Source organism: Kistimonas scapharcae, assembly GCF_039540975.1.
In the GTDB taxonomy this organism is placed as follows: domain Bacteria; phylum Pseudomonadota; class Gammaproteobacteria; order Pseudomonadales; family Endozoicomonadaceae; genus Kistimonas; species Kistimonas scapharcae.
Map to the genome: position 1 here is coordinate 1 of NZ_BAABFL010000129.1, position 23,727 is coordinate 23,727.

The window sequence follows — 23,727 nt, forward strand, 5'->3', positions numbered from 1 at the left end:
ATTTTGCCTGAAGAGCACAGGGGACGCTCTCTTCATTCAATTTAGCCTTACTTCTTCAGATCGTTAAGCGGGAGTTAAGGTAAAAAAGCCCCAGACCGGCCGCTGGCACCCTCTCGCAAATAGCATCAGGCGACCAACAACAGGCAGGCTTTTAAGATCTGACGCGGTGCCCTCCAGCTTGCTGATCCGCTCGGTAAGCATCTGCTCTGCATCGAGAAGCGCCTTATCGGTTTGCTGACGCTTATCCTGTTCAATGCGCTCCAACTCAAGACGCAGCCTTGCCTGCTGCTCTGGTGTCATGTCTGGCGGGAAATAGGCTTTGATGCCATCAAAGATGGTCTGTGCCAAACCACCGGTGAGCGCGTTACCTAACTCGCTGGCCAGTCGGGTGAAGTTCATAACAGGTTCCCCGGCACCCCTTCCCTGTCCCAACGAATTCCTTCATCAATCAACCAGTCGCTGTAGGGCTGACAGCCCAGCTCGTGATGGATGATAGCCTTGGTCAAACCGGTCAGGCACCAGTCAATGCCAAGGGTAATGGGCTCGTCCGGCATCAAACCAGTACGCGCTGCCACCGACTCTACATAGGCGTCAGTCTCGTTTTCAGACGGTGGTGCCCAGCGGTTGATAAAGGCGCGCAAGGTTCTGAGCTGGTGCTTGGTGTAATAGGTTCGCAGGGTTCTGCTTAATGCCCTGATACCGAACTCATGGCTCATAAACTGACAAAAATCACTGTCAGTCTGACACTCTCTTAGTCCACGCCAATCTGCTCCCTGGCGGATGTTGCCGGGGTTGCAGTTACGATATCCCCTAATCTGTGCGACCAACATGCTTGACGTCCCGTGTCTTCTGGTTGATATCCAGCCAGGTGTCGTACAGCGACACGACGGCAGCACCGGCCGATATCAGGCTGACCACTACCACACCGATGGTGAACAACCGTTTTACGTCATCACGCAGGTTCAACACCAACCGGTGTGTTTCCTTGCCTTCGGATTTGATTTCGGTGATATCGCTGCTGATGGTTTCCACCTTCACCTGCAGGTGGGTGACGGTATTCTCCAGCGTGTTGATCCGGGGCGGCGTACCTTCCAGATCCCGAAGCCGGTGATCCATCACCGCCAGATCACGCTCTATCTGGTTCACCCGGGTATCCAGCTCGTTCATGCCTGTGTCCCTGTATCAGACATCGCCGCCGTCTGGCGTTTAAACCCGCCTGCGGAGTGTCCAGCCCCTGGCAGATTCCCCGGATGGTGCGCGGCACCAGCCCGTAACGCTGTGCAACAGTCGTCTTGCTGTCTCCACACAGCACATCGCGGACAATGCCCCGGTTTCGCTCAATCAGCGCCAGCGTCTGGGGAATGTAGACCTGCATGCCACCAAACCACTGGCCCAGCGCCTCAGCCGCAGCCAGGCCAATCACCCTGACTATGTCGGAATCGGGCCGTGGCTGCCGCGCAAGATATTTCCGGCCACCACCAAAGGCCTGCTCCAGCTCCAGCGTTTTTGCGCGACCAATGGCCCGAACCAACTCGTTTTCCACGCTCATGACACCGGATGCCAGGTTTCGGACAGCCGACTGTTGATGGTGCAGATCTTCGGTTCTCCCTTGCGGATGCTGTGCAACGTATCACGGGTATGGCATAGCGCTTCACTCAGCACCTGAGGCAAAATACCGCTCGCAGCCGACAGCTCCGCACAGGTACTGCCGGGGTATTCCCTGACCAGTCCAGCGATCAGGCTGGGACTGAATCCATTCTGTCTGCGGTTCGGCTGCATTCCTTGTTCACCCGTTAACGTGCATATTTTTAAAGTAATTCATTTTACATTAAACGGCAAAGGGGTTTTTACCGGTATTTTAATTCAGGTTATCTGTCGATACCCCAACGGCGCGAACGGAATATCGTCATCCATGTCACCAAAACCCGGCTGGGAAGGAGCTGTTTGGGGAGAAGAAGACCGCTGGGGTGGTGGCGATACCCTATCTGTGGATTTGTTCTGTAAATGGTTATCCAGTAACTGCCACTCTCGCACCACGATCTCAACCAGCTTGAACTCCGTGCCGTCCCGCCGCTTGGCCATGCGACTCTGTATCTGTCCCTCGATGTACAAACGTCTCCCCTTGTCCACGTACTGTGCCGCTATCTCTGCGCTTTTGCTGCGCCAGATGAGACTATGCCACTCAGTACGCTCCATCTTCTGGCCAGTCTTTTTGTCGGTCCAATAGTCGTTCGTTGCCATCGAACAGGTGGCGATACAGCTGCCATTGTCGAAATAGCGCAGCTCTGCCGCTTTGCCGGTGGTTCCGATCAGTGTCACCTTGTTCACGCCTTTCATGGGGTTTCTCCTGGGGTGTCATGGGATGTTTCCAGCTGGTGTCGAAGGTCACTCAGTATCGCATTGCCCTGTTGCATTCGACGTTTGCGCTCACTCTTACCGATGTTGATGCGCTTCGGTGCCTGCCAGTTCTGATGGGCCGCAATACGGTATCCCCCGGCCAGCTCAATAAATCCGGGCAAGGTGGGCGGCATGGGGAGTTTGTCCTCACAGGTATCCAGCGCTTTGCCGATCTGTCGGGCCGTCAGTCCATTGCGCTCAAAGGCCAGCAACCACTCATTCTGGGCCACTGCCAGCTGGTCCTCACTGCGAAAGCGACTGGTCCAGAGGTGGCCGTAAATATTCGCCATCCTCACAAAAAACCGGTTGATCAGTTTTTCACGAAACTCAGGAGTCGCTCCCGAAAGGCTTGGGTTTGCCGATGCACTCGGCGGTGAGGTTGGCGAAGAGTTCTCCGCTGGTGAGGGCTTTTCGTGTCTGTCGTCCATGACGTTCTCCCTGTTGTAGTCCCTGCTGTCGGGCCAATCGTTCCCGCTCCCAGGTGTTCTGTTTGCGCATACCGTTTTTCCAGGCGCGCTGCCAATCCACATAGGTGTATCCGCCTGCCACCATGGCGTCCTGCCACTGCTCGGTCGCCTCATCGACAGGCACCACAAACCCGGCCTGTTGGGCGTACCAACTGCGCATGTTGTCGGTTACTACGAAATCATCCGACAACCGGTGTTTGCGCCCAGCCTGTTTTTTTACCTTGGGGGGATCTATAGGGGGGTTAGTAGTAGTTATATATTCAGTATTTATTAGGGTTTGCTGAGCGGACGTTCGGTGATGCCGATTGTCGGAATTATCGACCTTCGGTATTTCATCCATTCGGGGTGTTTTGTTTGTGCCTTTACCTGTCGGCGTTTTCACAATACCGAGTAACGGTTTATCCGACGTTCGGCGCTCCCGTCCCTCCGTGTCACCGAGCGCCGGTCGTTCATGCGTACGGTGAACATCAACTGTACCTGGTGACTCCATGACATCGTAAACCCATCCGACCATCTTCCCTCGAAGATCCTGGCGGTGCGTCCGCCGACAGTATCCTGCCTCGGTCAACTCCCGCATCACAGCCCTCATGGCATATTTGCTCAAGCCAAACCGGTCACGGAGTTGGCCTGGACTGGTCTGCCAGTTGTCAGGTCGGCTTAGCAGATAGCAGAGGACGCCTAACGCCACCGGTGAGAGTCGGTGATCGTTAAAAACGGCCTGGTTGATGATCGCAAAACGCTGTCGTTGTCCGTCCCTGATAATGGTCATTGGCATGATTTCCTTTCAGATAAGCCATATTCCTAAAGCAATAGCGTTTTATTTCGGTTGGGTTTTTGGGTATTTTTGGTAAACAAAGTAACAAGTTTGCTAAATAGTGATTTTGCTATCTTGCTAATTAGCAAGGCTGATGGCGCTATAAAGCGCTCTATTTCTATCACAACTGATGACAATGGGTTTTGAGGATAAAACCCCGCTTTCCGATAACGGACAGCCGAACCTTCGGGCGGTAGCGTGTCTGAGAAAATCTTTCTGCAATAATCCTGTTGTCATTTCTCACCTTCTTTCTTATCTGATTTTCGAAAACATATTATCGGAATACCTGTTGTATAAACTACTATTGATTTTATATCTACCCCGTTGCCAATGTAATTTGGCCGTGATAGGGTCAATTTGCTTGAGGAATCGATAATGTCGCTGGGCGAACGATTAAAGTTAGCCAGGAAGCGCAAGGGAATGACACAGATGACCCTTGCCAAACGGGTGGGGACATCTCAGTCCACCATTAACGACATTGAAAATGGTCGGCATAAGTCGAGCCGATTTTTAATGTCCATTGCGGATGTATTGCAAGTGGATGCCCGCTGGCTGGAACGTGGGGACGGAGTACTGAAAGGCGTGTCAGTGGAGGTGGTCAACCAGGGTGGTCCATTGCCGCTATATGACTGGGATCGTATTCCTGACCTTCTGGATGACAATTGTTCCATGCCGATGGTTGACGCGCTGTATCGCTGTCCGATTTCTCATTCCGATGAGGCATACACCCTGCAAGTGCTCACCGATCAGTATGAAGGGCATCTGAGTTACGGTGATGTGCTGTTTGTGGATCCGGTTGGCAGTTACAGCAGTAATGACCTGGTGGTCTGCGTGATGACAGCAACCCGGTATGTGGATCTTCGGTTACTGGTATTTGATGGTGCATCGACTTATCTGAAGTCCATCAATCATAATGTGCCGGAGGAGCGACGCCTGCTGTCTGCGCGACTTGAGGCGTGTCTGGGAGGACAGCTGGCGTTTCCGGTCACCAATGACCCGGATGCTCCGCCAGTAGCGCTGGTGGGTCGCGTCATTTTCAGAGGCTGCAAGGTTTAAACCGGTACATGAACAGGGTGATGCGTTGTGAGGTACGACTGATGAAGTGGTTAACATCACAAGGAGTCAGAAATGCGGTCACGGCGGTCAAACCGGTTCTGGGCGCGAATGGAGGGCAAGTTGGTGAATATCGATATCAGTCGTGCACCGGTTGAGGGCGATCTGGTCGCTGTACTGGGACAAAGTGATGAACTCAACAAGCCGGTGGGTTACACCCTCGGTATGAATGAGGACGATATTCTGGGTTGTATTGAACTTGTCGGAGCTCCCATTCACGACAAAGTCGATGAGTGACAGACAGGGTGGCTGGTTAGTCACCCTTTTTAACGGATACAAAAACCCCTTTTCCTTTTAATTGAACCATTAAAGAGGTATTAATTAGGGGATAGTTAACACAACAGGGAGGTAAGCGATGAAACCAGGCATCTATGACGGGTTGCCCGATACGTTGTATCACGACGCTCCGGGGGTCTCCTCAAGCATCCTCAAGGAGATTGGCCGTTCCCCGGCACACTGTCGCGCTAAACGGGACGGCGACCGGGAAAAACGCACCAAGGCACTTGAGGCAGGCGTTCTGCTCCATTGTGCGGTACTGGAGCCGGATCGGTTTGTCCAGGACTATGCCCTCCCGCCTCTGCGCATCAACCACCCGGATGCACTCGCCACCGTGGAGGAAATGAAAGCCCGCTGCGAGGTACTTGGTCTGTCCAAGACCGGTAAGAAGGATGACCTTATGGCCAGGCTCAGAGCGCACGACAAGGATACGCAGCTCTGGGACGATATTCTGAGCGAAGCCCGAGACAACAAGATACTGCTCTCGGAAAACGACATGGAACTCTGTCAGGGGGTAATGGCTTCAGTGTCCGCTCACAGTAAGGCTGCAAAAGCTTTCCGTGACGGTGTTGCGGAACGCTCGCTGGTCTGGAACGACGAGGCAACGGGTGAACTTTGTCGTGCACGGATGGATTACTACCGTGAAGATCTCGGCATGATCTTCGATCTCAAGTCCTGCCGCGATGCCCGTTATGACGCTTTCCAGCGCGATATCCCCAAATACGGTTACCACATCAGCGCTGCCATGTATATCGAAGGTGCCCGTGCCTGCGGACTCAAGGCCTCCGGCTTTGCCTGGCTCGCGATTGAGAAAGAACCGCCTTATGCCATCGGCTTGTATATGGCCAGCGCCGAGATGCTGATTGAGGGATACGAGCGGTTTCGAGAATACCTGGACCTGTTTCATGCCTGCCATGAAACCGATAACTGGCCCGCCTATGCGGAAGCCTTTCTTACGATTGAGCTACCGCCCTGGGCGATAGCCTCTCAGGATTAATCCAGTCACAGGGAGGCGACCATGACCAAGACCAATACCATTCCCGCCAAAGCCACAGGCATCAAAGCACTGCTGGCAAGCCGCAAAAACACCATTGCCCAGGCACTTGAGCAGACAGGGCTCACACCTGAACGCCTGTTGTCGGTGGTCATGAATGAGGTGCGTAAAACACCGAAGCTGAAAGAGTGCACGGATGCCTCCCTACTCGGGTCTGTCATTCAATCCGCCCAGCTGGGACTGGTACCCGGGGGCGCACTGGGGCACTGCTACCTGATCCCCTACTTTAACCGCAAACAGAACAAGCTGGAGTGCCAGTTCATGCTGGGGTATCGCGGCATGCTGGAGCTGGCACGGCGCTCAGGTGCCATCAAGCACATTGATGCCCGCTGTGTGTACGACGGTGAGGAGTTTGAGATTCTCTATGGCACCCAGACGACGGTTATTCACAAACCCTCCCTGAGTCGAAACGGCAATGACAGGATGATCGGTGTCTATGCCGTCGGGCATCTTACCTCCGGCGGGTGGCAGGTTGAATATATGTCCATGGCAGAAATCCAGTCGATTCGGGATGGCTCCAAAGCCGGTGGGGATGGTCCCTGGAAAACACACTTTGACGAAATGGCCAAGAAAACCGTCATCCGTCGATTGTTCAAATACCTGCCGGTTTCCATTGAGGCCCAGACAGCGGTCGGACTTGATGAGCGGGCTGAGGCAGGCATTTCACAACAAAATGACACCGTATTGCAGGAAGCTGATGGCGGCATCACGGTGGATATGCAAACAGGCGAGATCATCGAGGGCGATGTCAGGAGTGCAGATGATCTGAACAGGGCTTTATAGCCCTCATTGATCACCAGCAAAAAAGGGATTTTTTATGCAGCGCTTTGTCCTGATCAGGAAGTTCTGCGAGTTAACGGGTTACACACCCAAGGCGGTTGAGCGAAAAATTGAGTCCGGTGTCTGGCGCAAGGGAAAGGTCTGGCTGAATGCACCGGACGGACGGCGTCTTGTTGATATGGAGGAGTTTGGTAAATGGGTCGAGGAAGGAAACCCCAGAAATCCTTAGAGGAGCTACTGCAGGAAGCCGAAGGGGTTGAACTGCACGGGAGCAAGCTGCGGATCGCTTTTCGTTACCGCCGAACCCTGTGTCGTGAATCCCTCGGTATTCCGTTAACCCGGGAAAACATGAAATATGCCGTCAGGAAGCGTGAAGCCATTCTGTATGAAATCAGCAGGAACACGTTTGACTATGCCAATGAGTTTCCTGACAGTCGCAAGCTCAACAAACCGGGTTTCTGTTCTCGCCGTAATGCGACACTGAAAGAGCTGGTTGAGAAAGTGCAGGCATTTAAAAAAGCGGATATTGCCGAGACCACCGCTCGAGGCCAGCGGTTTTCGTTCAATCGCATTCTTGCCTACTTTGGCGAGGAGACGGACATACGCTCGCTTATGCCGGAGGATATTGAACTCTATCGCGCCACATTGATTGAAGAACTCTCTGCCCGAACTACCAACAATTATATGAGTCGCCTGCGGGAGTTGTTTCGGTTTGCCCAGCGTAACTTCTATACCGAGTTTGATCTGGCCGCCTGCTGCACGATGTACTCCGTCGATCGCGATGAGCCTGACCCGCTAACGCTAGATGAATTGGAGCGAATTACCGCCTTAGCCCCAGACCTGTACCGCCATCTCTTTACCTTTGCAGTCTATACCGGCATGCGGATAGGTGAGATCTGCGCCTTAGCCTGGGAGGATATCGATCTGAAAGAAGAGACCGCCGTAGTACAGAGAAGCCGCTCCGTACTCGGTTACAAGCTGCCGAAATCCAACCGTAAACGGGTAGTGCATCTGCTGCCACCAGCAATAGAGGCGCTACGTGCCATGCGATTACTGACCTACATGCTGCCTGAAGAAGACATTATGGTGAGCATGAAACAAAACAAAAAGGTCGGTCAGAGCGTACGTTTTGTCTTTAAACAATTCCAACGCAATGGAGAGGTTTCATCATCTCTGACCACCGGAAGGGCACGAAAACGTTGGAGAGCGTTACTAAAGCGGGCAGGTGTACGCTATAGACGATTACACCAGACACGACATACCTTCGCCTGCTGGACGCTAACCGCGACCGGTAACATCAGTTTTATTGCCGACCAGTTGGGACATGCGGATTTCACCATGCTGCAACAGGTCTATGGCAAATGGATTCCTTCGCAATCCAAAAACGAGTCTTCACGGATATGGAGTGAGATGGGTCGTTTATACGGAAAAAATAACGAACAAAAAAATGAAGACGGTTTTACTCAAAAAGGCTGACCCTTTTTTGCTGCAAACCAATTTTTTGAACACCTCCTCGCTATATCCCCCTCTCCCCCCCTGAAAATGTTCCCAAAATGATCCCAAAACGGCCCCATAAAACAGGGTAAAAACGGTAATTGTTTTAAAACTCAAAACGTTACGCAAGGGGGGTGGAATTATAAGAGAGAAACAGGGAGGAATTTCCCGCAATCTTTAGCTATCAGATTTCCTCTCACTATTCTCCAGCTTTCAATAAATGGTAGGACAACAAAGCTTCATAGCCCTGCTTGCAATCACACCAATGCACCCAAAAAGGATACTCAAACGGCAGAGCCGGAAAAGGCACAGTTCTGCCGTCATCGTTTTCACATGACTCTTTTCAAAATATCGATGCATTCTTTCAAGAGACATATGCATCTCTTAACTGAACTGCTACCTCGACCATTCACAGCAATAAACTTGAATCAGATTAAAGCCATACACTCTCCAGAGAAAACATTCTCACAATTAAATACACAACTATTATTTTTCACGGCCCAATAAAGCCATAAGATCTTTCATATATGCAATTGCTCCATTTAAAATCTGTATCCTTGATTTTCGATCATCAGCATCTGGCAATGAAATCCTTAATCCCTCAAAATTCTTATTAAAAATATTCATTCTTTTTCTTTCTCTAACATTGGCAGCTTTACGTTGAACAGGCGTTTGTTTTCTCACCCTTTTTTTCTTAGGGAAGGTGCGAATAAGTCCACCTTCACCTTCGGTAACCCTTGGCATTACTGACACTGCTATTGGAAAAAGAGACTTATTCGCAGTTTCCTTAGGTTGATCCTCAGCATCATCTGATTTATCTTGATGTTCTACTTGTTCTTCGGTTTTTATCAATGCTTCTCTATTTATACTATCAGTGCATACCCACTGTGCAGTTTCTCCAGTAGTTAGATGATTATGATAGCCAATTTCAGAAACCGAATATTGTGTAATGCCGCTAGATTGGGAGAGGTTATTACAAGATCCTCTATCCATTTGCATATATTGATAATATTGGTTGACTAAGTCATAAATGCTAAGGCTGTAGCTTTGCCAAGGATAACCGTGATTAGTATATGTTTGCATATCAGGTTGTCCTATTTCCTGAGTCACATGGTTTTTTTGACTGAAAAAACAGGACATACCGCAGCTTTGATGATTCATAAAATTCTCCCTATCAAAAGATACTCTTACAAAAAACACTCATTGGAACCAAAAAAGATTTAAAAATTCCCTATGTGTTAGCAATACTTACACTTATGTTTTCTGTTGTTTCCTATAATGCTTATCGTTTGGAGTCTCGAAACGGCTTTAGCGATAGATCCAAAACATTCTCGTGATGCTGAATAATAAAATACTGATAATAAAAATAAGCTATCGCATATCCCCAAAATCATAAACACCTAAAAACACGTCAGCAATAGTACGTTATTGCCAAATATGAGAAACACGCTATAGACATAGTCGAGTATTTGATTTTAACTTGCAGGTAAGGCAGCCACCAATATGATTCGCCGTTCCAAATCCACCGTAAACGTTTTAAATATCGCTTGCCATCAATCTAACAGCGGCAGCCTCCAACTCTTGGGGGCATCACACCTGCGTGAAAGAGTGGGACTACTGCCAGTTGCTCAATCAACCAAAAACTCATCAACGTCAGTCGACCGGTCACTGAGTCTCGACTATTTAAAGATTCCTGTCACCATCGCACAACAAAGCCACGACAAAAAACGGCCTCGCCAGCAAACGCGGAAATTTCCGGGAAAAGTGATTCCTGAGAAAATGACTCTGAACCGTTTTACAGGCATTATCAGCCGGTAAACGCGAGCTGTATTCTGCCTATTCACTACCCGGACGCATGCAATGCACAGGCAATCTCTGCAGCAAGGCGTGCATTATTTTTTATCAGCCCGATATTGGTGGTTAAGGTTTTTCCTCCACTGGCAGCATGCAGTTTTTCCAGCAACCAGGGCGTAATGGCCTTGCCTGTCACATTTTCTACCTCCATTTGTTGAAGCGCCTTGGCAATAATCCGTTCCACATCCTCAACCGGCAATGCCATGGATGCCTCAACCGGTTGAGTAATCAACAAGCCACCATCCAACCCCAGAGACCAGCGAGCCTGCAGGATATCCGCGACGGCTGACGGACTGTCAGCCCGGCAATCAACAGCAAACGCGCTTTCACGCACATAAAATGCAGGCAGGGTGTCTGTGCCATAACCAACGATGGTGACACCATGGGTTTCCAGGTATTCCCGCGTCAGGGCAATATCGAGAATAATCTTGGGGCCTGAGCAGACGACAGCTACCGGGGTTCTGGCCAGTTCCTGCAGGTCCGCTGAGATATCAAAGGTTTCCTGTGCACCACGGTGGACGCCCCCAATCCCCCCCGTCGCGAAAACCCGAATCCCCGCCAGGGCGGCAATAATCATGGTTGAGGCCACTGTCGTCGAGCCATTGCCCCCGGTCGCCATCAGCCAGGGCAAATCCCGCCGGCTGGCCTTGTGCATGCGCTGCCCCTGTCGGCCAATGGTATCAATCTCGGTTTTCGATAACCCCGCTTTCAGGCGCCCGTCAAGAATAGCTGTGGTCGCCGGAATGACACCCGCTGCACGAACACACGCCTCCACATCATGGGCTGTTGCTGCATTCTGTGGCCAGGGCATGCCATGACTGAGAATCGTGGATTCCAATGCAACCACGGGGTGACCTGCGTCCAGAGCATCAGCCACTTCCGGGCTGAAATCGAGGTATTGCAAAGGCATCATTGCTCTCCATTCTGGCAGCAAAAAAAAACGACTAGATAAAAAGAGAATATAACAACTGGACATTATTATTTTTATGCTTATTTTCGATCGATAAACAATTAATTTTCATCAACAAACGGGTTGCTGTAACAATTGTTAATCAACAACATAAACTGAATACTCACGCTTAAAAACATGCAAATTCATTATTAGCACTCACAATCATAAGGGTGCTTTAATTTTCAACAGTACTAAATAAAAAATGGAACCCCGGACAACACTTGTTGCTCCGGCCTTTTTTTGCAATCTGAAAAACATGGTACACAGGGACACGTATGCAAAAAAACATACCCATCATTGCCGCAGCCTTTGTGTTGTCGGCGGGAACAGCAGGTTATTGGCTCTATTCACAGAACGATTCCTCCTCTCAAACACTCACCCAACAGGACCCGCACCTACCCTCTGATCAATACAATCAGTCTCCAGATGCGACAGGCGCGTCGATGGGAGATAAGGAAATCGCCGAACTCAATCAGCTGATTGACAGTTTCAACGATGAACTGGCCCAGACGGTTGATGATGAACCCCTGCAGGACTCAGAGCCATTAGCCATTACGCTCTGGACGCCGACAGACAACCTTCCGTCTGATGGTATGTTAACACTGCCGGAAGAAGTCACGGACCGAACCGCGATCAATCTTGATGCCGACGAGCTTGACGTGATTGCCACCGGCGACAGCGTCAGTTTTACCCTGCCAGGTAATCATCACTATGATGCCGTCATTGAAAAGACCACCTACAACGGCAATGGCGACAAGACGTTGACCGGTTATCTGGCCGGCACACAAAGCCCGGATGGCGGTACCTACCCCGTCATCATCACCCAGGGTGAAAGCACCAGTTTCGCCACCATCACCAGTCCTTACGGCAGTTACTCCATGGAGACCATCAACGGTCAGGGCTGGATTTACAAGAATCCCCCTCGCTCCATGCTGGAGACCGCAGAGACCGATGCCATCGTTCCGCAGGAAAGTGACCATCAGCATTGATGGTTCACGGCAATATCGGGTGGTACCCACATGATGATTCCTAAATAGATTTCCGGTTTAGATGTCAAAGGAGATGGACATGCACAACAGACAGCAACAGACTGACAGTCCGGGAGCAGGCTTACGCCCCTGGCGACGACAGCTCGTGACGAGCATCGCGACCCTGGCTTTGAGTAGTACCATCACCACACAGGCAATGGCGGAGACCTATCTCGACGCCATGATTCTGCATACCCCGGGCCTCAGTGACCGCTATAACGGTAACGCCAGCACGCGGATCAATCACCTGATCAATGTCACCAATAAAATCTATGAAGACAGTGGTCTCGACCTCACCCTCCGCCCGGTTCACATCAGGCAGGTGAGTTATTCTGATACGTCCGATGCCGGCACCGCCCTGAGTGACATGGCCTTTCGCCGTGACCCGGCGTTCTCAGACACACACACGTTGCGTGAAAAGCACCGTGCCGATGTTGTGATTCTGATGCGCCCCTACAGCAGCCAGCACAAAAGCTGCGGCGTCGCCTATGTGGGCGGCAAGGGCCGTCAGGGAAACCTGTCTGCCTACAAAAGCTACATGTACAGTCATGTCACCGCCTCCACGTGTGGGGACTATGTCACCGCGCACGAAGTCGGTCATAACCTTGGGCTCAGCCATTCCCGCGCACAGGGCAGCAAGGGCACCTGGGATCACTCTGTCGGCCATGGCGTCCACGGTGAGTTCACAACAGTGATGGCTTATCAGTCAGCCTATAACGTGAACTACTGGTCCGGAAAAATCTACAAGTTCTCCAGCCCCTCTCTGGACTGTCGCGGTAAGCCTTGCGGTGTGGACAAAGAAGATCCGACGAATGGTGCCGATGCGGTTTATACCCTCAAACACACAACGCCGATTGTTGAAGCCTTTTACCCAACACTCAAAGCACCTGATGAGGATCAAGCCGCAGGCCTTCAGGCTGCTGAGAACAAGTACAACGAAGCGCGACAGCGTATGCAGGCTTTACGCAATGAACTCAAACAAAGCCGACAGCGTTTTCGTGAACACATTCAACGTCTGAGGAATGTCTTCACGCAATGGAGCCGTGGACAACTGTCCTATTATCAGGCGGTTACCCAATGGCGTTCTGCACTGACCAATGCCAGGGAAGAACTCAAGACGTACCGACAAGTTCGCAAGGATCTGGCACAACAACGTCGTGTCCTTCGTGCGGCTCGCATCGCTTTGGCAGAAGCGCGAAGAAACAGCAACAGCGCCTGATGCTGTCGAGCTTTTTCACATATCCAATAGCCGGCTTCAATAGCCGGTTGTTTTTTAACCAATCGTTTGCAGTCAGCCGTCCATGCCCTGTGAGAAAAGTTATCCACAACTCATCCAGAGGCTTACTCAGCCAAACTGTTTACAACCTGCCTCGTACTGTTATTGTGCACTGTTAATCATCCATGACTGGAAACTGTCCACATGCCCGAGTTGCCTGAAGTTGAGACGACCCGACGGGGCATTCTGCCCCATATCCGTCACCATCGTGTTGAACGGGTCATTGTCAGGGAATCCAGGTTGCGCTGGCCCGTCCCCTCTGCACTGCCCGCTATGCTTGAGGGACAAACCATCAACGACGTCCAGCGCCGGGCCAAGTACCTGTTGCTGCCAACCGATAACGGCACACTGATGATTCACCTTGGTATGTCGGGGTGCCTGCGCATTCTCCCGGCCAATACCCCTGTGATGAAACACGACCATATTGACCTGGTGCTGGAAACCGGCAACCTGTTGCGCTTCACCGACCCCCGTCGTTTTGGCGCCATGTTATGGACCCGTGAAGCGATTCATGGCCACCCCCTGATCCAAACACTGGGGCCTGAACCCCTCTCATCACTGTTTACCGGAGAGACCCTGTATCAGCAGTCCCGTAACCGTAAACAGGCCGTCAAAACGTTCATCATGGATAATCACATCGTGGTCGGTGTCGGGAATATCTATGCCAATGAAGCGCTCTTCAAGGCCGGGATTCGCCCGGATCGCCCTGCTGGACGAATATCCCTCGCCCGCTACCAGCGACTTGAGAAGGCTATTCGTAACGTTCTCATTAGGGCGATTGCACAAGGCGGAACCACCCTCAGGGACTTTGTCGGCGGTGATGGGAAACCGGGGTATTTTCGCATAGAACTGGCCATGTACGGCCGGGCTGGCGAACCCTGCACGACCTGCGGCACCGCCATCCGGGAAGTCAGGCTCGGTAACCGGTCAACGTGCTTCTGCCCACAATGTCAACGCTAAAAACGGGAACCTTATCGGTCACCCAAGGTCAAATGTTATATGACATTGGCCTCCATTGTAGTGTGACAGGATGCAGCGATTTTTCTTATTACTCACCCTTATAACCTGCTTACTTGGTCAGGTACACGCGAGCGAAGACCTGACCATTCAACGGCTGGTTGTCTTTGGAGACAGCCTGTCTGATCAGGGGAAACTTCATGACAAGGTCAATGGCGCCATGCCCATTTCCCCACCCTACTGGAAAGGGCGGTTTAGCAATGGCCCCGTCTGGACCGATATCCTGGCCAAAACCTACCCTCTCGTTAACGAAGCAGAGGGCGGAGCTTCCGCCGTCAATTACCGTCGTTTCAGCAGTGACATAAAATACAAAGTGGCCAATCACCTGGAAAATGAAATTGACCAGTTCCTTGAGAAGTCATCCTTCCGTCCTGATGATCTGGTAATCATCTGGATTGGCGGCAACGACTATCTCACCTATCACTGGACACGGCCTGAAGACATTGAGCGTGTCATTCTGGAGCAGGTCATCCAGATCCGGCGTATCGAACGACTGGGTGCCAAACATATTCTGGCCATTAACCTGCCAGACATGGGAATGTCGCCCATCGCTAACAAGGAAGGTGTCGCACAACGGATGTCAGATGTCACCGAATACCACAACACGCGCATGAAAATGGTCTTTGACCAGGCATTTTCCCCTGACACGGTACAGATCTTTGATGCTGCCAGCATATTCGACCATTTCATGGCATCGCCTGAAGATTATGGTTTTCAGCATACCCGGGAAGCCTGTTATACCGGTGATTATTGGGGAATCCCCTGGAGTCAGTCTGCAGAAGCACTCGCCAGTAATCCTGACGATGGAGAACAGGCGTTGATGCGAAGCCTGACTGCCACAACCCAGCTGACATCAACGCCTTCTTACCGAGGTTTATGGACACCCACGCCGAATTGTGACGGTTATGTCTATATGGATGCCATTCATCCCACCCATAGTGCACATCAACAATCTGCCAAGTATCTGGATACCTATATCCGTCTACACTACCGACAGTAAACAGCATTCATCTTCATAATAACGACGCTGTAGCCTGTTCCCATTTCTGGTGCACTGTCGTGTCATTCATCACGCCTAATGCTTTGCCACAATGCCTTATTGGCATCCTACAATCTTCTGACATATGGAGCCAACTACCCCGATGATCATACGTGTCACGTTCGCTCTGCTTATCTGTCTATGTGTATCCATTTTCACAACGCCATCAACCCATGCCACTAATATCAATCGCTTGGTGATCTTTGGGGACAGTCTGTCTGACCAAGGGAGACTCTATGAATTTTTCCATGATAAAATTCCTGTTTCCCCCCCGTACTGGTATGGCCGGTTCAGCAATGGACCAGTCTGGACCGATATTCTTTCTGATCGTTATGTCATCAAGAATCTGTCTGAGGGCGGCGCAACGCTGGTCAACTACAGCAAGTACAGCCTTGGTATCGTGTATCTCTACATTACCTATCTGGGCGAAGAGATTACCCACTTTCTTAAAAGTGATGTCTTTCTGCCGACAGATCTTGTGATTATCTGGCTGGGCGGCAATGATTACATCGCCTATGACTGGATCACTCAGCATGACATGGAGCGGGCTGTCCGTGAACTTTATCTAGAAATCTTACGCCTCCGCCTGAAAGGTGCCCAGCAGGTTCTGGTTATCAATTTACCTGATATGTCCCAAACCCCCCTGGCAAAAAAGGAAAAGGATACGGATCGTTTACACCTGCTCACGATGAGTCATAATCAACGGCTTGAAGAAACCTTACTGAGCCTGCTTCCATCTGACTTCATCCAGATTTACGATGCGTATGCCGTCTTTGAGAATATTCTGACATTTCCTGATCACTATGGACTTAGCGATGCAACCACGCCCTGCTATACCGGCAGAATGTGGCGAAATCACACAGCCCCCCCCGAAGCTACAGCCTCCTTAGAGGAAGGCATCTTGCCGGTGAATCGAAAAGTGGCCAAAATGCCATCCCCCCCAATACGCCACCTTCGTAACAGCCCCGACTGTGCAGGCATGCTTTTCTTTGACGATCTACACCCAACGACTTTCGCGCATGGCATTATCGCGGACAAGCTGGATCAGTTCATACAGGAAAACTATTAACCGGTTCTCATTCAATCCTGAATCTGGCTGAGAAAACTTGACAATCCATACCGTCGGCCAAGATAACTGATATAATTGAGACATAAATTAAATAACGATCACATTCGGGCCGGGGAGGCGACAATCCCATGAAAAAGCGATTTCTCGCAGTAGTGACTGCACTTTTGACGGCTGTCCTGCTCTTTACTTCACCAGCGCAGGCCAGTGAAGGTGACGTCCAAATGCAGGAAGTGAACAAGAACACCCTTCAGGCCCGTAATGAAAATCCCGGATTCTTCTCCATGACGGCGGATCTTTTTCTGGCGCGTCCCCTGCTTCTGGTCACAACCGCCGTCGGTACCGCGATCTTTATCGTTAGTTCCCCTTTCTCAGCGCTCGGCGGAAACATCAACCAAGCCGCTGACAAGCTCGTTCTGGAGCCCGCCAAAGCAACTTTCGTTCGCTGCCTGGGCTGTTCTTACAATGAACATCCGGATTTATAACCTGCTTTAGATGCCATCATAAAAAAACGGCTGCATAGTCGTTTTTTTATGGTTGAGATCATCACCATTGATGGGTAAAGGCTGCAACCAGATCACAAAATACAAGCAGGTTTCCAATCTGTACTAAATACGCCACACTACCCAGCCTCATTTGCAACTCACAATGAATGCCTTCATGACAACACCCATTGCCCTGACAATCGCCGGCTCTGACAGTGGTGGCGGCGCCGGTATTCAAGCAGATCTCAAGGCTTTCTCTGCACTTGGCGCGTATGGCTGCTCGGTCATCACTGCGCTGACTGCCCAGAACACTCAAGGGGTGCAGGGCATTGCCGATGTAGAGCCAGCGTTCATCCGCCAGCAGATGGAATCTGTGTTCTCAGACATCCCAGTACAGGCCATCAAGATTGGCATGCTGAGCCGTACCGACAGCATCAACGCGGTCGCCGACGGGCTTGAAGGCCAGCGCAACAAGCCTATCGTGCTGGATCCGGTCATGGTCGCCACCAGCGGTGACCGGCTGCTGCAGGATGAGGCGATAGCCACACTCAAGGCGCGCCTTATCCCGATGGCCAGCCTGATCACGCCAAACATGATGGAAGCCGCCGTCCTGCTCGGCTGTCCGGTACCCGAAACATCCAGTGATATGGAAAAGATGGTGGAACCGTTAATGGCCCTGGGCTGTCAGGCTGTTCTGGTCAAAGGGGGACACCTGACAGAAGCCGAGAGCACAGACATTCTGTTCGATGGCACAGACATCTACCATCTCCGTTCCCAACGTATTCAAACCCAGAATACCCACGGTACCGGTTGCACGTTATCGTCAGCGATCACGGCCCTTCTGGCCCGCGGGTTCTCTCTGCCCGACGCCGTTAAAACGGCCAAGGACTACATCTCCGAAGCCATTGCCCATGCAGACAGCCTGACAATCGGCAAAGGCCATGGGCCGGTACACCACTTCTATCAATGGTGGAACTGATTTAACGCCTCCCACCGTTCCTGTCCATCCATTCAGGTATGGCATGGTAGCTGCATAATCCCTACCTGCCGTGCCTGGACATCCTGCTCACAAAACAAGTCTGCTGATGCCGTCACCAGTCAAAACCGCTCTCCAACACGGCCTTGATTTCAATGACTACACTCACTCTCCACACAAGGAATGAGCACGCTCTCAAGAACCATTGAACAAACGATGCTCTGAAGTTGTGCAGTAGAGCTGGCCGATGCGACCGGCCGCACCGGACTCGTCTGAGAGATCCGGACAGTAAGGACAACATGAGGAGATCAGACCATGTCGACACTTCGCTGTGGACTCATCCAACTGGGGCTGAAGGCAGATACCCGTGAATCACCGGAACAGATTCGCAAGGTGATGCTGGAAGCACACGTTCCCTACATAGAGCAGGCCGGCCAAGCCGGCGTCAACATACTCTGCTTTCAGGAAGTCTTTACCCTACCTTATTTCTGCCCCAGCCAAGATATCCGCTGGTACGCGGCGGCCGAAACCGTTCCCGATGGCCCGACAACAAAACTCATGCAGGAATATGCCAGAAAGCACCAAATGGTCATCATCGTCCCGCTCTTTGAACAGGCAATGACCGGCGTCTACTACAACACGGCAGCAGTCATTGATGCGGATGGCAGTTACCTGGGCAAATACCGAAAAACCCACATCCCGCAGGTCGCCGGTTTCTGGGAGAAGTTCTTTTTCAAACCCGGCAGTTCCGGCTGGCCGGTGTTTGAGACCCGATATGGGAAAATCGGCGTTTATATCTGTTACGACCGCCACTTTCCGGAAGGCTGGCGAGCCCTGGCATTGAACGGTGCTGAAATCATTTTTAACCCGTCTGCAACCGTGAAGGGGCTCTCTCAGTACCTGTGGGAACTGGAACAGCCTGCAGCCGCTGCGGCCAACGGCTGCTACATCGCCGCCATCAACCGTGTCGGGACTGAGTCCCCCTGGGATATTGGTGAATTCTATGGTTCCTCCTATTTCGTCAATCCCCGGGGAACCATTGAAGCCCAGGCCAGCGAAACCGACGACGAGCTGCTGATTCATGACCTGGATATGCAACAGGTGCTGGATGTCCGCAACCAGTGGCAATTCTTTCGTGATCGTCGTCCCGACCAGTATCACCGACTGACCCAGTCCGAATAAGGAGGCCTGTCATGACACTCTTGATTCAGGGCGGCACTGTCGCCAACCATGACCGTACGTTCCGTGCAGACGTACTCTGTGAAAACGGCCGGATAGTGGCCGTCGAAGACTCACTGGAACCACCCACTGGTTGTGACATTGTCAATGCCGATGGTTGCTATGTCATGCCCGGCGGCATTGACCCCCATACCCATATGCAACTGCCATTTATGGGAACCGTGGCGAGTGAAGATTTTTACACTGGCACCTGCGCAGGACTTGCCGGCGGTACGACCAGCATTATCGATTTTGTGATTCCGGCTCCCGGCGAACGGCTGCTGGATGCTTTCCATAAATGGCGTGGATGGGCAGAAAAAGCCGCCTCTGACTACGCCTTTCATGTCGCGGTGACCTGGTGGGATGACAGCGTGTACGAGGACATGGGCACACTGGTTCGAGACCATGGCGTCAACAGTTTTAAGCACTTCATGGCCTACAAGGGCGCCATCATGGCGCCGGACGACATTCTGGTCGCCAGCTTTAACCGCTGCCTGGAATTAGGCGCTATTCCCACTGTGCATGCTGAAAATGGCGAACTGGTCTGGCATCTTCAGCAGAAACTGCTCAGGGAAGGACTGACAGGCCCGGAAGCCCATCCACTCTCCCGTCCGCCACTGGTCGAAGGGGAGGCCGCCAGCCGCGCCATACGGATAGCCGGCACGCTGGGTGCGCCCATCTACATTGTCCACGTGTCTACCCAGGATGCTGCGGATGAAATCGCCTATGCCCGTTCAAAAGGCATGAAAGCGTTTGGTGAGGTTCTGGCCGGCCACCTGATTATTGACGACAGTGTTTATCGTGATCCTGACTGGGAAAAAGCCGCAGCCCATGTGATGAGTCCGCCATTTCGTAGCAAGGAACATCAGGATGCGTTATGGAAAGCCCTCCAGTGCGGCACCCTGCAAACAACAGCGACGGACCATTGCTGCTTCTGCAACGAACAGAAAGCCATGGGGCGGGACGATTTCACCAAGATCCCCAATGGCGCCGCCGGTATTGAGGATCGCATGAGCGTGTTGTGGGATGCCGGCGTCAATACGGGCCGCCTGTCCGTGCCTGAGTTTGTGGCCGCCACTTCAACCAACGCCGCCCAGATATTCAACATCTACCCAAGAAAAGGCCTGATTGCTCCGGGCTCAGATGCCGATATCGTCGTCTGGGATCCTGCAGCCAGCCGCACGATTTCAGCGCGCACCCATCACCAGAACGTTGATTTCAATATTTTCGAAGGCATGACGGTTACAGGTGTTGCCAATACAACCGTCAGTCAGGGAGAGGTTGTATGGTCTGAAGGCGAACTGCATGCAGAGCCCGGCAGAGGGACGTACATCACACGCCCCGCCTATCCACCGGTCTATGATGTTCTGAGAAAACGTGCTGAACAAAATCCGCTACAGGCAGTCGGTAGATAAACCCAGATCGGGGCAACCGTTAACAACCGGTTGCCCAACTTCAGACAATGAGGCCAGAAATGGTATCAGGCACGGTTAACCCCAGTCCTCGCAAGAGTGTGGTTACCAGTGTACGATGCCCATCTTGCACCTGAGATTCCCATGATTTCTCTTTATCACCCAGTAGCTTGATCTGCGCGGCGAAATCCGCAAAGTGCTGGGTACTGGCCCAGATCATGTACATCAGTTGTCGGCCATCCACCGGGGCTATCAGTTTATCCCGCTGCCACTGGTCTATCACCGCAACACACTGTTCCAGCCAGGGTTTCACTTCGCTGGTAATGTAGTCACTGACAAACGGTGCACCACTGATCACCTCGTTGGCCCAGAGACGGGAACCTTCCGGGTTCTCCAGGCTGGCACGGCATTTCTGGGTGATATAGTGCATCAGGGACTGTGCAGGATCATGCTCTGAGAGAAAGACATCCGCATCCTGCATCCAGGCTTCTGCAGTCGCCTTCAGGACTTCAAGGTAGAGATCCTGTTTGGAAGGAAAATAATAATGCACATTGGATTTAGGCAGATTGGCCAGTCGGGCAATGTCACCGGTGCTGGTTCCCTTAAAGCCATTGGTGGCAAAACAGCGGGTAGCCGCCGCCAGGATTTTACGAACATTCGCTTCCCGGATTGCCGCCTTATGTGCCGTCTTCGGTACAGGCAGAACCCCACTCTTTTTTGTAATTGTGCTGGTGTCCATGCTCCATGCCCCGTAACTGGATGCTTGATGTTCCGACTGCACAATGATCTAACACTCTCATTGATACGACAGCAGCCACCTATATCAAACCTCTAGTATTCCTCTTTGGCGATAACAGCGCAATTCCAGCGGGAAACAATATTCCTGTCCGGGTACGCAGGAATGGCACATTATCTGCTTTCATGCCTTCTTGGCAGCATGCGTCTATAACTAAAACACCGTGATAACACAGACGTGTTCTGATAGCTTCTGAAGCAAAGAACAATAACACGCTGATTTGAGGAGCCTTCCCATGAAAGCCTTTGCGGACATCAGTGGTGGACGACTGACTGCAGCTGAATACGACAAGAACTTCGCCGACATCAAACCACCGTTGACCACCCTGCAGGCACAGGTCGAAAGTGCACGTTGCCTGTTCTGCTACGATGCCCCCTGCATCACTGCCTGCCCGACCAGCATTGATATTCCCGGTTTTATCCGAGGCATCAATACCGGGAATATTGATGGCGCAGCCAATACAATTCTGGCTTCGAATATTCTGGGCGCGAGTTGTGCGCGTATCTGCCCGGTGGAAATTCTGTGCGAACAGGCCTGTGTGCGTAATCAAGAACAGGAGTGCCGCCCCGTGTTAATTGGTCAGCTACAGCGGTATGCGCTGGATCATCGACGCGACAAATCCGCACAGCCGGTCAGTCGAGCACCGTCGACCGGGAAACAAATAGCCATTATTGGCTCAGGTCCCGCCGGGCTGTCCGCCGCATGGCACCTCGCCAGCAAGGGGCACGATACCATCATCTTTGAAGCAGCCGATAAGCCCGGCGGCCTGAACGCTTATGGCATCGCCCGCTACAAACTGTCACAGGACACCGTCGATGAAGAGATCCGGTACCTCATGGGCATTGGGGGCATTGAACTTCGCTGTGGAACCGCAATCGGGCGAGATATACCACTGTCTGAACTGCGCAGGGAATATGATGCCGTCTTCATCGCCGCAGGCCTGCAGGCCGTCAATCACCTGAAGATCGATGGTGAAGACCGTGAAGCGGTACGCAGCGCTGTTGATTACATCGCAGAACTGCGCCAATGCGATGACCTGGCGAAATTGCCTGTCGGACGACGTGTGGTTGTCATTGGCGCTGGTAATACCGCTGTGGATATCGCCACACAAAGCAGGCAGCTGGGTGCCGAGGAAGTCACGATGGTTTACCGCCGTGGTCCAGAACACATGTCAGCAACGGACCATGAACAGCATGTCGCTAAAGACCATGGCGTCACATTGCGCCATCACGCCAGACCCACTCGCGTCCTTCACACCAATGATGCTGTGACCGGTGTCGAATTCGAGCGCACTTATACCGATGAGCAGGGTAACCTCTCGGGTACGGGAGAATACTTCACACTGCCCGCTGACATGGTCTTCAAGGCGACCGGACAGGCCTTCATCCCGGAGCCATTCGATGATGATGAAACTCTGCAACTGTCCAATGGACGAATCCATGTGGATGATCAGTTCAGAACATCGCTGAAAAACGTGTATGCCGGCGGGGACTGTGCAGACCGTGATGATGACCTGGCCGTTGTGGCGGTACAACACGGCAAACTGGCAGCCCTGGCAATTGATGAGGACCTGAAAGCGCAGGAGGGGCAGTAATTATGGCTGATTTAACGACCCGTTTTCTTGGTATAGCATCCCCCAACCCGTTCTGGCTGGCATCCGCACCACCCACCGACAAGGCGTACAACGTCGTCCGTGCCTATGAGGCCGGCTGGGGGGGTGTCGTATGGAAAACACTCTGTGAAGACCCACCCATCGTCAATGTTGCCTCACGGTATTCCGCCCATTACGGACCGGATCGGCAGATCATCGGCATCAACAATATCGAACTCATCACCGATCGCCCGTTGCAGGTCAACCTGGATGAGATTAGCCAAGTCAAGCGGGACTGGCCGGATCGAGGTCTGATCGTGTCCCTGATGGTTCCCTGCGAGGAAGAGGCCTGGCAACGTATTCTCAAGCAGGTCGAAGCCACCGGTGCTGACGGTGTCGAACTGAACTTCGGCTGTCCCCATGGCATGCCCGAACGCGGCATGGGCTCCGCCGTTGGGCAGGTGCCCGATTATGTGACGATGGTAACCCAATGGGCCAAAAAACATACCCGCCTGCCCGTCGTTGTCAAGCTGACCCCCAATATCCTTAAATCCCGCTTAACCTTGGGAATGTGAGCAAGCTGGCCGTACTTTTGGCAACAGAGTACAGTTTTTGCACAAAA

The 23,727-nt window shown here is 52.1% G+C and carries 28 protein-coding genes and 1 pseudogene; 18 read left to right on the plus strand and 11 right to left on the minus strand.

Features of this window, described 5'->3' with window-relative positions; all coding sequences use genetic code 11:
- Window positions 1-63: 63 nt before the first annotated feature.
- The 8 genes from ABD892_RS08495 to ABD892_RS08530 all read right to left on the minus strand — a co-directional run bounded on the left by ABD892_RS08495 (window position 64) and on the right by ABD892_RS08530 (window position 3,633).
- On the minus strand, window positions 64-399 hold the full coding sequence (locus tag ABD892_RS08495; RefSeq protein ID WP_345195073.1) for a hypothetical protein: 336 nt from the start codon (window positions 397-399) through the stop codon (window positions 64-66).
- The gene (locus ABD892_RS08500; protein WP_345195074.1) at window positions 396-830 is read right to left on the minus strand and encodes a structural protein; all 435 of its coding nucleotides are present in this window, start codon (window positions 828-830) and stop codon (window positions 396-398) included. The genes ABD892_RS08495 and ABD892_RS08500 overlap by 4 nt, the downstream gene beginning before the upstream one ends.
- Complete coding sequence (locus ABD892_RS08505; protein ID WP_345195075.1) at window positions 811-1,167, minus strand: hypothetical protein; 357 nt, start codon at window positions 1,165-1,167, stop codon at window positions 811-813. The genes ABD892_RS08500 and ABD892_RS08505 overlap by 20 nt, the downstream gene beginning before the upstream one ends.
- On the minus strand, window positions 1,127-1,549 hold the full coding sequence (locus ABD892_RS08510; RefSeq protein ID WP_345195077.1) for a Mor transcription activator family protein: 423 nt from the start codon (window positions 1,547-1,549) through the stop codon (window positions 1,127-1,129). Before ABD892_RS08510 ends, ABD892_RS08505 begins: the two co-directional genes overlap by 41 nt.
- Window positions 1,546-1,779: a hypothetical protein gene (locus tag ABD892_RS08515; RefSeq protein WP_345195078.1), complete on the minus strand. Its 234-nt coding sequence runs from the start codon at window positions 1,777-1,779 to the stop codon at window positions 1,546-1,548. Before ABD892_RS08515 ends, ABD892_RS08510 begins: the two co-directional genes overlap by 4 nt.
- Window positions 1,780-1,863: 84 nt before the next feature.
- On the minus strand, window positions 1,864-2,337 hold the full coding sequence (gene ssb / locus ABD892_RS08520) for a single-stranded DNA-binding protein (protein WP_345195079.1): 474 nt from the start codon (window positions 2,335-2,337) through the stop codon (window positions 1,864-1,866).
- Window positions 2,334-2,687, minus strand: a complete 354-nt coding sequence (locus tag ABD892_RS08525; protein WP_345195080.1) for a hypothetical protein — start codon at window positions 2,685-2,687, stop codon at window positions 2,334-2,336. Before ABD892_RS08525 ends, ssb begins: the two co-directional genes overlap by 4 nt.
- A gap of 37 nt (window positions 2,688-2,724) precedes the next feature.
- Window positions 2,725-3,633, minus strand: a complete 909-nt coding sequence (locus ABD892_RS08530) for a MarR family winged helix-turn-helix transcriptional regulator (RefSeq protein WP_345195081.1) — start codon at window positions 3,631-3,633, stop codon at window positions 2,725-2,727.
- Between the two features lie 420 nt (window positions 3,634-4,053).
- On the opposite strand from ABD892_RS08530, the gene ABD892_RS08535 reads away from it, so the two are divergent.
- From ABD892_RS08535 to ABD892_RS08560, 6 genes are all read left to right on the plus strand, one after another.
- The gene (locus ABD892_RS08535) at window positions 4,054-4,734 is read left to right on the plus strand and encodes a helix-turn-helix domain-containing protein (protein ID WP_345195082.1); all 681 of its coding nucleotides are present in this window, start codon (window positions 4,054-4,056) and stop codon (window positions 4,732-4,734) included.
- A 72-nt stretch (window positions 4,735-4,806) separates the two neighbouring features.
- The gene (locus tag ABD892_RS08540) at window positions 4,807-5,028 is read left to right on the plus strand and encodes a hypothetical protein (RefSeq protein ID WP_345195083.1); all 222 of its coding nucleotides are present in this window, start codon (window positions 4,807-4,809) and stop codon (window positions 5,026-5,028) included.
- A 118-nt stretch (window positions 5,029-5,146) separates the two neighbouring features.
- Window positions 5,147-6,064: a PD-(D/E)XK nuclease-like domain-containing protein gene (locus ABD892_RS08545; protein WP_345195084.1), complete on the plus strand. Its 918-nt coding sequence runs from the start codon at window positions 5,147-5,149 to the stop codon at window positions 6,062-6,064.
- A gap of 21 nt (window positions 6,065-6,085) precedes the next feature.
- Window positions 6,086-6,904, plus strand: coding sequence for a recombinase RecT (locus tag ABD892_RS08550; RefSeq protein ID WP_345195085.1), 819 nt, complete (start codon window positions 6,086-6,088; stop codon window positions 6,902-6,904).
- A gap of 34 nt (window positions 6,905-6,938) precedes the next feature.
- Complete coding sequence (locus tag ABD892_RS08555; protein ID WP_345195086.1) at window positions 6,939-7,130, plus strand: hypothetical protein; 192 nt, start codon at window positions 6,939-6,941, stop codon at window positions 7,128-7,130.
- Complete coding sequence (locus ABD892_RS08560; RefSeq protein WP_345195087.1) at window positions 7,097-8,377, plus strand: tyrosine-type recombinase/integrase; 1,281 nt, start codon at window positions 7,097-7,099, stop codon at window positions 8,375-8,377. Before ABD892_RS08555 ends, ABD892_RS08560 begins: the two co-directional genes overlap by 34 nt.
- A gap of 504 nt (window positions 8,378-8,881) precedes the next feature.
- Here the strand turns inward: ABD892_RS08560 and ABD892_RS08565 are convergent.
- Window positions 8,882-9,556 (minus strand): helix-loop-helix domain-containing protein, encoded by a 675-nt coding sequence (locus ABD892_RS08565; RefSeq protein ID WP_345195088.1) that lies wholly within the window; start codon window positions 9,554-9,556, stop codon window positions 8,882-8,884.
- A gap of 342 nt (window positions 9,557-9,898) precedes the next feature.
- Here ABD892_RS08565 and ABD892_RS08570 point away from each other — a divergent pair, with 342 nt between their 5' ends.
- On the plus strand, window positions 9,899-10,213 hold the full coding sequence (locus tag ABD892_RS08570; RefSeq protein ID WP_345195089.1) for a hypothetical protein: 315 nt from the start codon (window positions 9,899-9,901) through the stop codon (window positions 10,211-10,213).
- A 25-nt stretch (window positions 10,214-10,238) separates the two neighbouring features.
- Here the strand turns inward: ABD892_RS08570 and ABD892_RS08575 are convergent, their stop codons facing one another.
- Window positions 10,239-11,162, minus strand: coding sequence for a pseudouridine-5'-phosphate glycosidase (locus ABD892_RS08575; RefSeq protein WP_345195090.1), 924 nt, complete (start codon window positions 11,160-11,162; stop codon window positions 10,239-10,241).
- Window positions 11,163-11,476: 314 nt separating this feature from the next.
- Between ABD892_RS08575 and ABD892_RS08580 the strand changes: the two genes are divergently transcribed.
- From ABD892_RS08580 to hydA, 9 genes are all read left to right on the plus strand, one after another.
- On the plus strand, window positions 11,477-12,190 hold the full coding sequence (locus ABD892_RS08580; RefSeq protein ID WP_345195091.1) for a hypothetical protein: 714 nt from the start codon (window positions 11,477-11,479) through the stop codon (window positions 12,188-12,190).
- A gap of 79 nt (window positions 12,191-12,269) precedes the next feature.
- Window positions 12,270-13,448, plus strand: coding sequence for a reprolysin-like metallopeptidase (locus tag ABD892_RS08585; RefSeq protein ID WP_345195092.1), 1,179 nt, complete (start codon window positions 12,270-12,272; stop codon window positions 13,446-13,448).
- A gap of 201 nt (window positions 13,449-13,649) precedes the next feature.
- Window positions 13,650-14,465 (plus strand): bifunctional DNA-formamidopyrimidine glycosylase/DNA-(apurinic or apyrimidinic site) lyase, encoded by an 816-nt coding sequence (mutM, locus tag ABD892_RS08590; RefSeq protein ID WP_345195094.1) that lies wholly within the window; start codon window positions 13,650-13,652, stop codon window positions 14,463-14,465.
- 70 nt (window positions 14,466-14,535) lie between these two features.
- Window positions 14,536-15,522, plus strand: a complete 987-nt coding sequence (locus ABD892_RS08595) for an SGNH/GDSL hydrolase family protein (protein ID WP_345195095.1) — start codon at window positions 14,536-14,538, stop codon at window positions 15,520-15,522.
- A gap of 142 nt (window positions 15,523-15,664) precedes the next feature.
- Window positions 15,665-16,630: an SGNH/GDSL hydrolase family protein gene (locus ABD892_RS08600; RefSeq protein WP_345195097.1), complete on the plus strand. Its 966-nt coding sequence runs from the start codon at window positions 15,665-15,667 to the stop codon at window positions 16,628-16,630.
- A gap of 128 nt (window positions 16,631-16,758) precedes the next feature.
- Window positions 16,759-17,112: a hypothetical protein gene (locus ABD892_RS08605; RefSeq protein ID WP_345195098.1), complete on the plus strand. Its 354-nt coding sequence runs from the start codon at window positions 16,759-16,761 to the stop codon at window positions 17,110-17,112.
- Window positions 17,113-17,287: 175 nt separating this feature from the next.
- Window positions 17,288-18,091 (plus strand): bifunctional hydroxymethylpyrimidine kinase/phosphomethylpyrimidine kinase, encoded by an 804-nt coding sequence (gene thiD, locus ABD892_RS08610; protein WP_345195099.1) that lies wholly within the window; start codon window positions 17,288-17,290, stop codon window positions 18,089-18,091.
- A 312-nt stretch (window positions 18,092-18,403) separates the two neighbouring features.
- Entirely contained in the window at window positions 18,404-19,270 is an 867-nt protein-coding gene (locus ABD892_RS08615; RefSeq protein ID WP_345195100.1) for a nitrilase-related carbon-nitrogen hydrolase, read from the plus strand.
- A gap of 11 nt (window positions 19,271-19,281) precedes the next feature.
- The gene (gene hydA / locus ABD892_RS08620) at window positions 19,282-20,721 is read left to right on the plus strand and encodes a dihydropyrimidinase (protein WP_345195102.1); all 1,440 of its coding nucleotides are present in this window, start codon (window positions 19,282-19,284) and stop codon (window positions 20,719-20,721) included.
- A 40-nt stretch (window positions 20,722-20,761) separates the two neighbouring features.
- On the opposite strand, the gene ABD892_RS08625 is transcribed toward hydA, so the two are convergent.
- On the minus strand, window positions 20,762-21,457 hold the full coding sequence (locus ABD892_RS08625) for a TetR family transcriptional regulator C-terminal domain-containing protein (protein WP_345195103.1): 696 nt from the start codon (window positions 21,455-21,457) through the stop codon (window positions 20,762-20,764).
- A gap of 292 nt (window positions 21,458-21,749) precedes the next feature.
- On the opposite strand from ABD892_RS08625, the gene ABD892_RS08630 reads away from it, so the two are divergent.
- Both ABD892_RS08630 and ABD892_RS08635 read left to right on the plus strand, forming a co-directional pair.
- On the plus strand, window positions 21,750-23,108 hold the full coding sequence (locus ABD892_RS08630) for an NAD(P)-dependent oxidoreductase (RefSeq protein ID WP_345195105.1): 1,359 nt from the start codon (window positions 21,750-21,752) through the stop codon (window positions 23,106-23,108).
- A 2-nt stretch (window positions 23,109-23,110) separates the two neighbouring features.
- A pseudogene (locus ABD892_RS08635) lies at window positions 23,111-23,665 on the plus strand (tRNA-dihydrouridine synthase); the annotation flags it as partial.
- Between the last annotated feature and the right edge of the window lie 62 nt (window positions 23,666-23,727).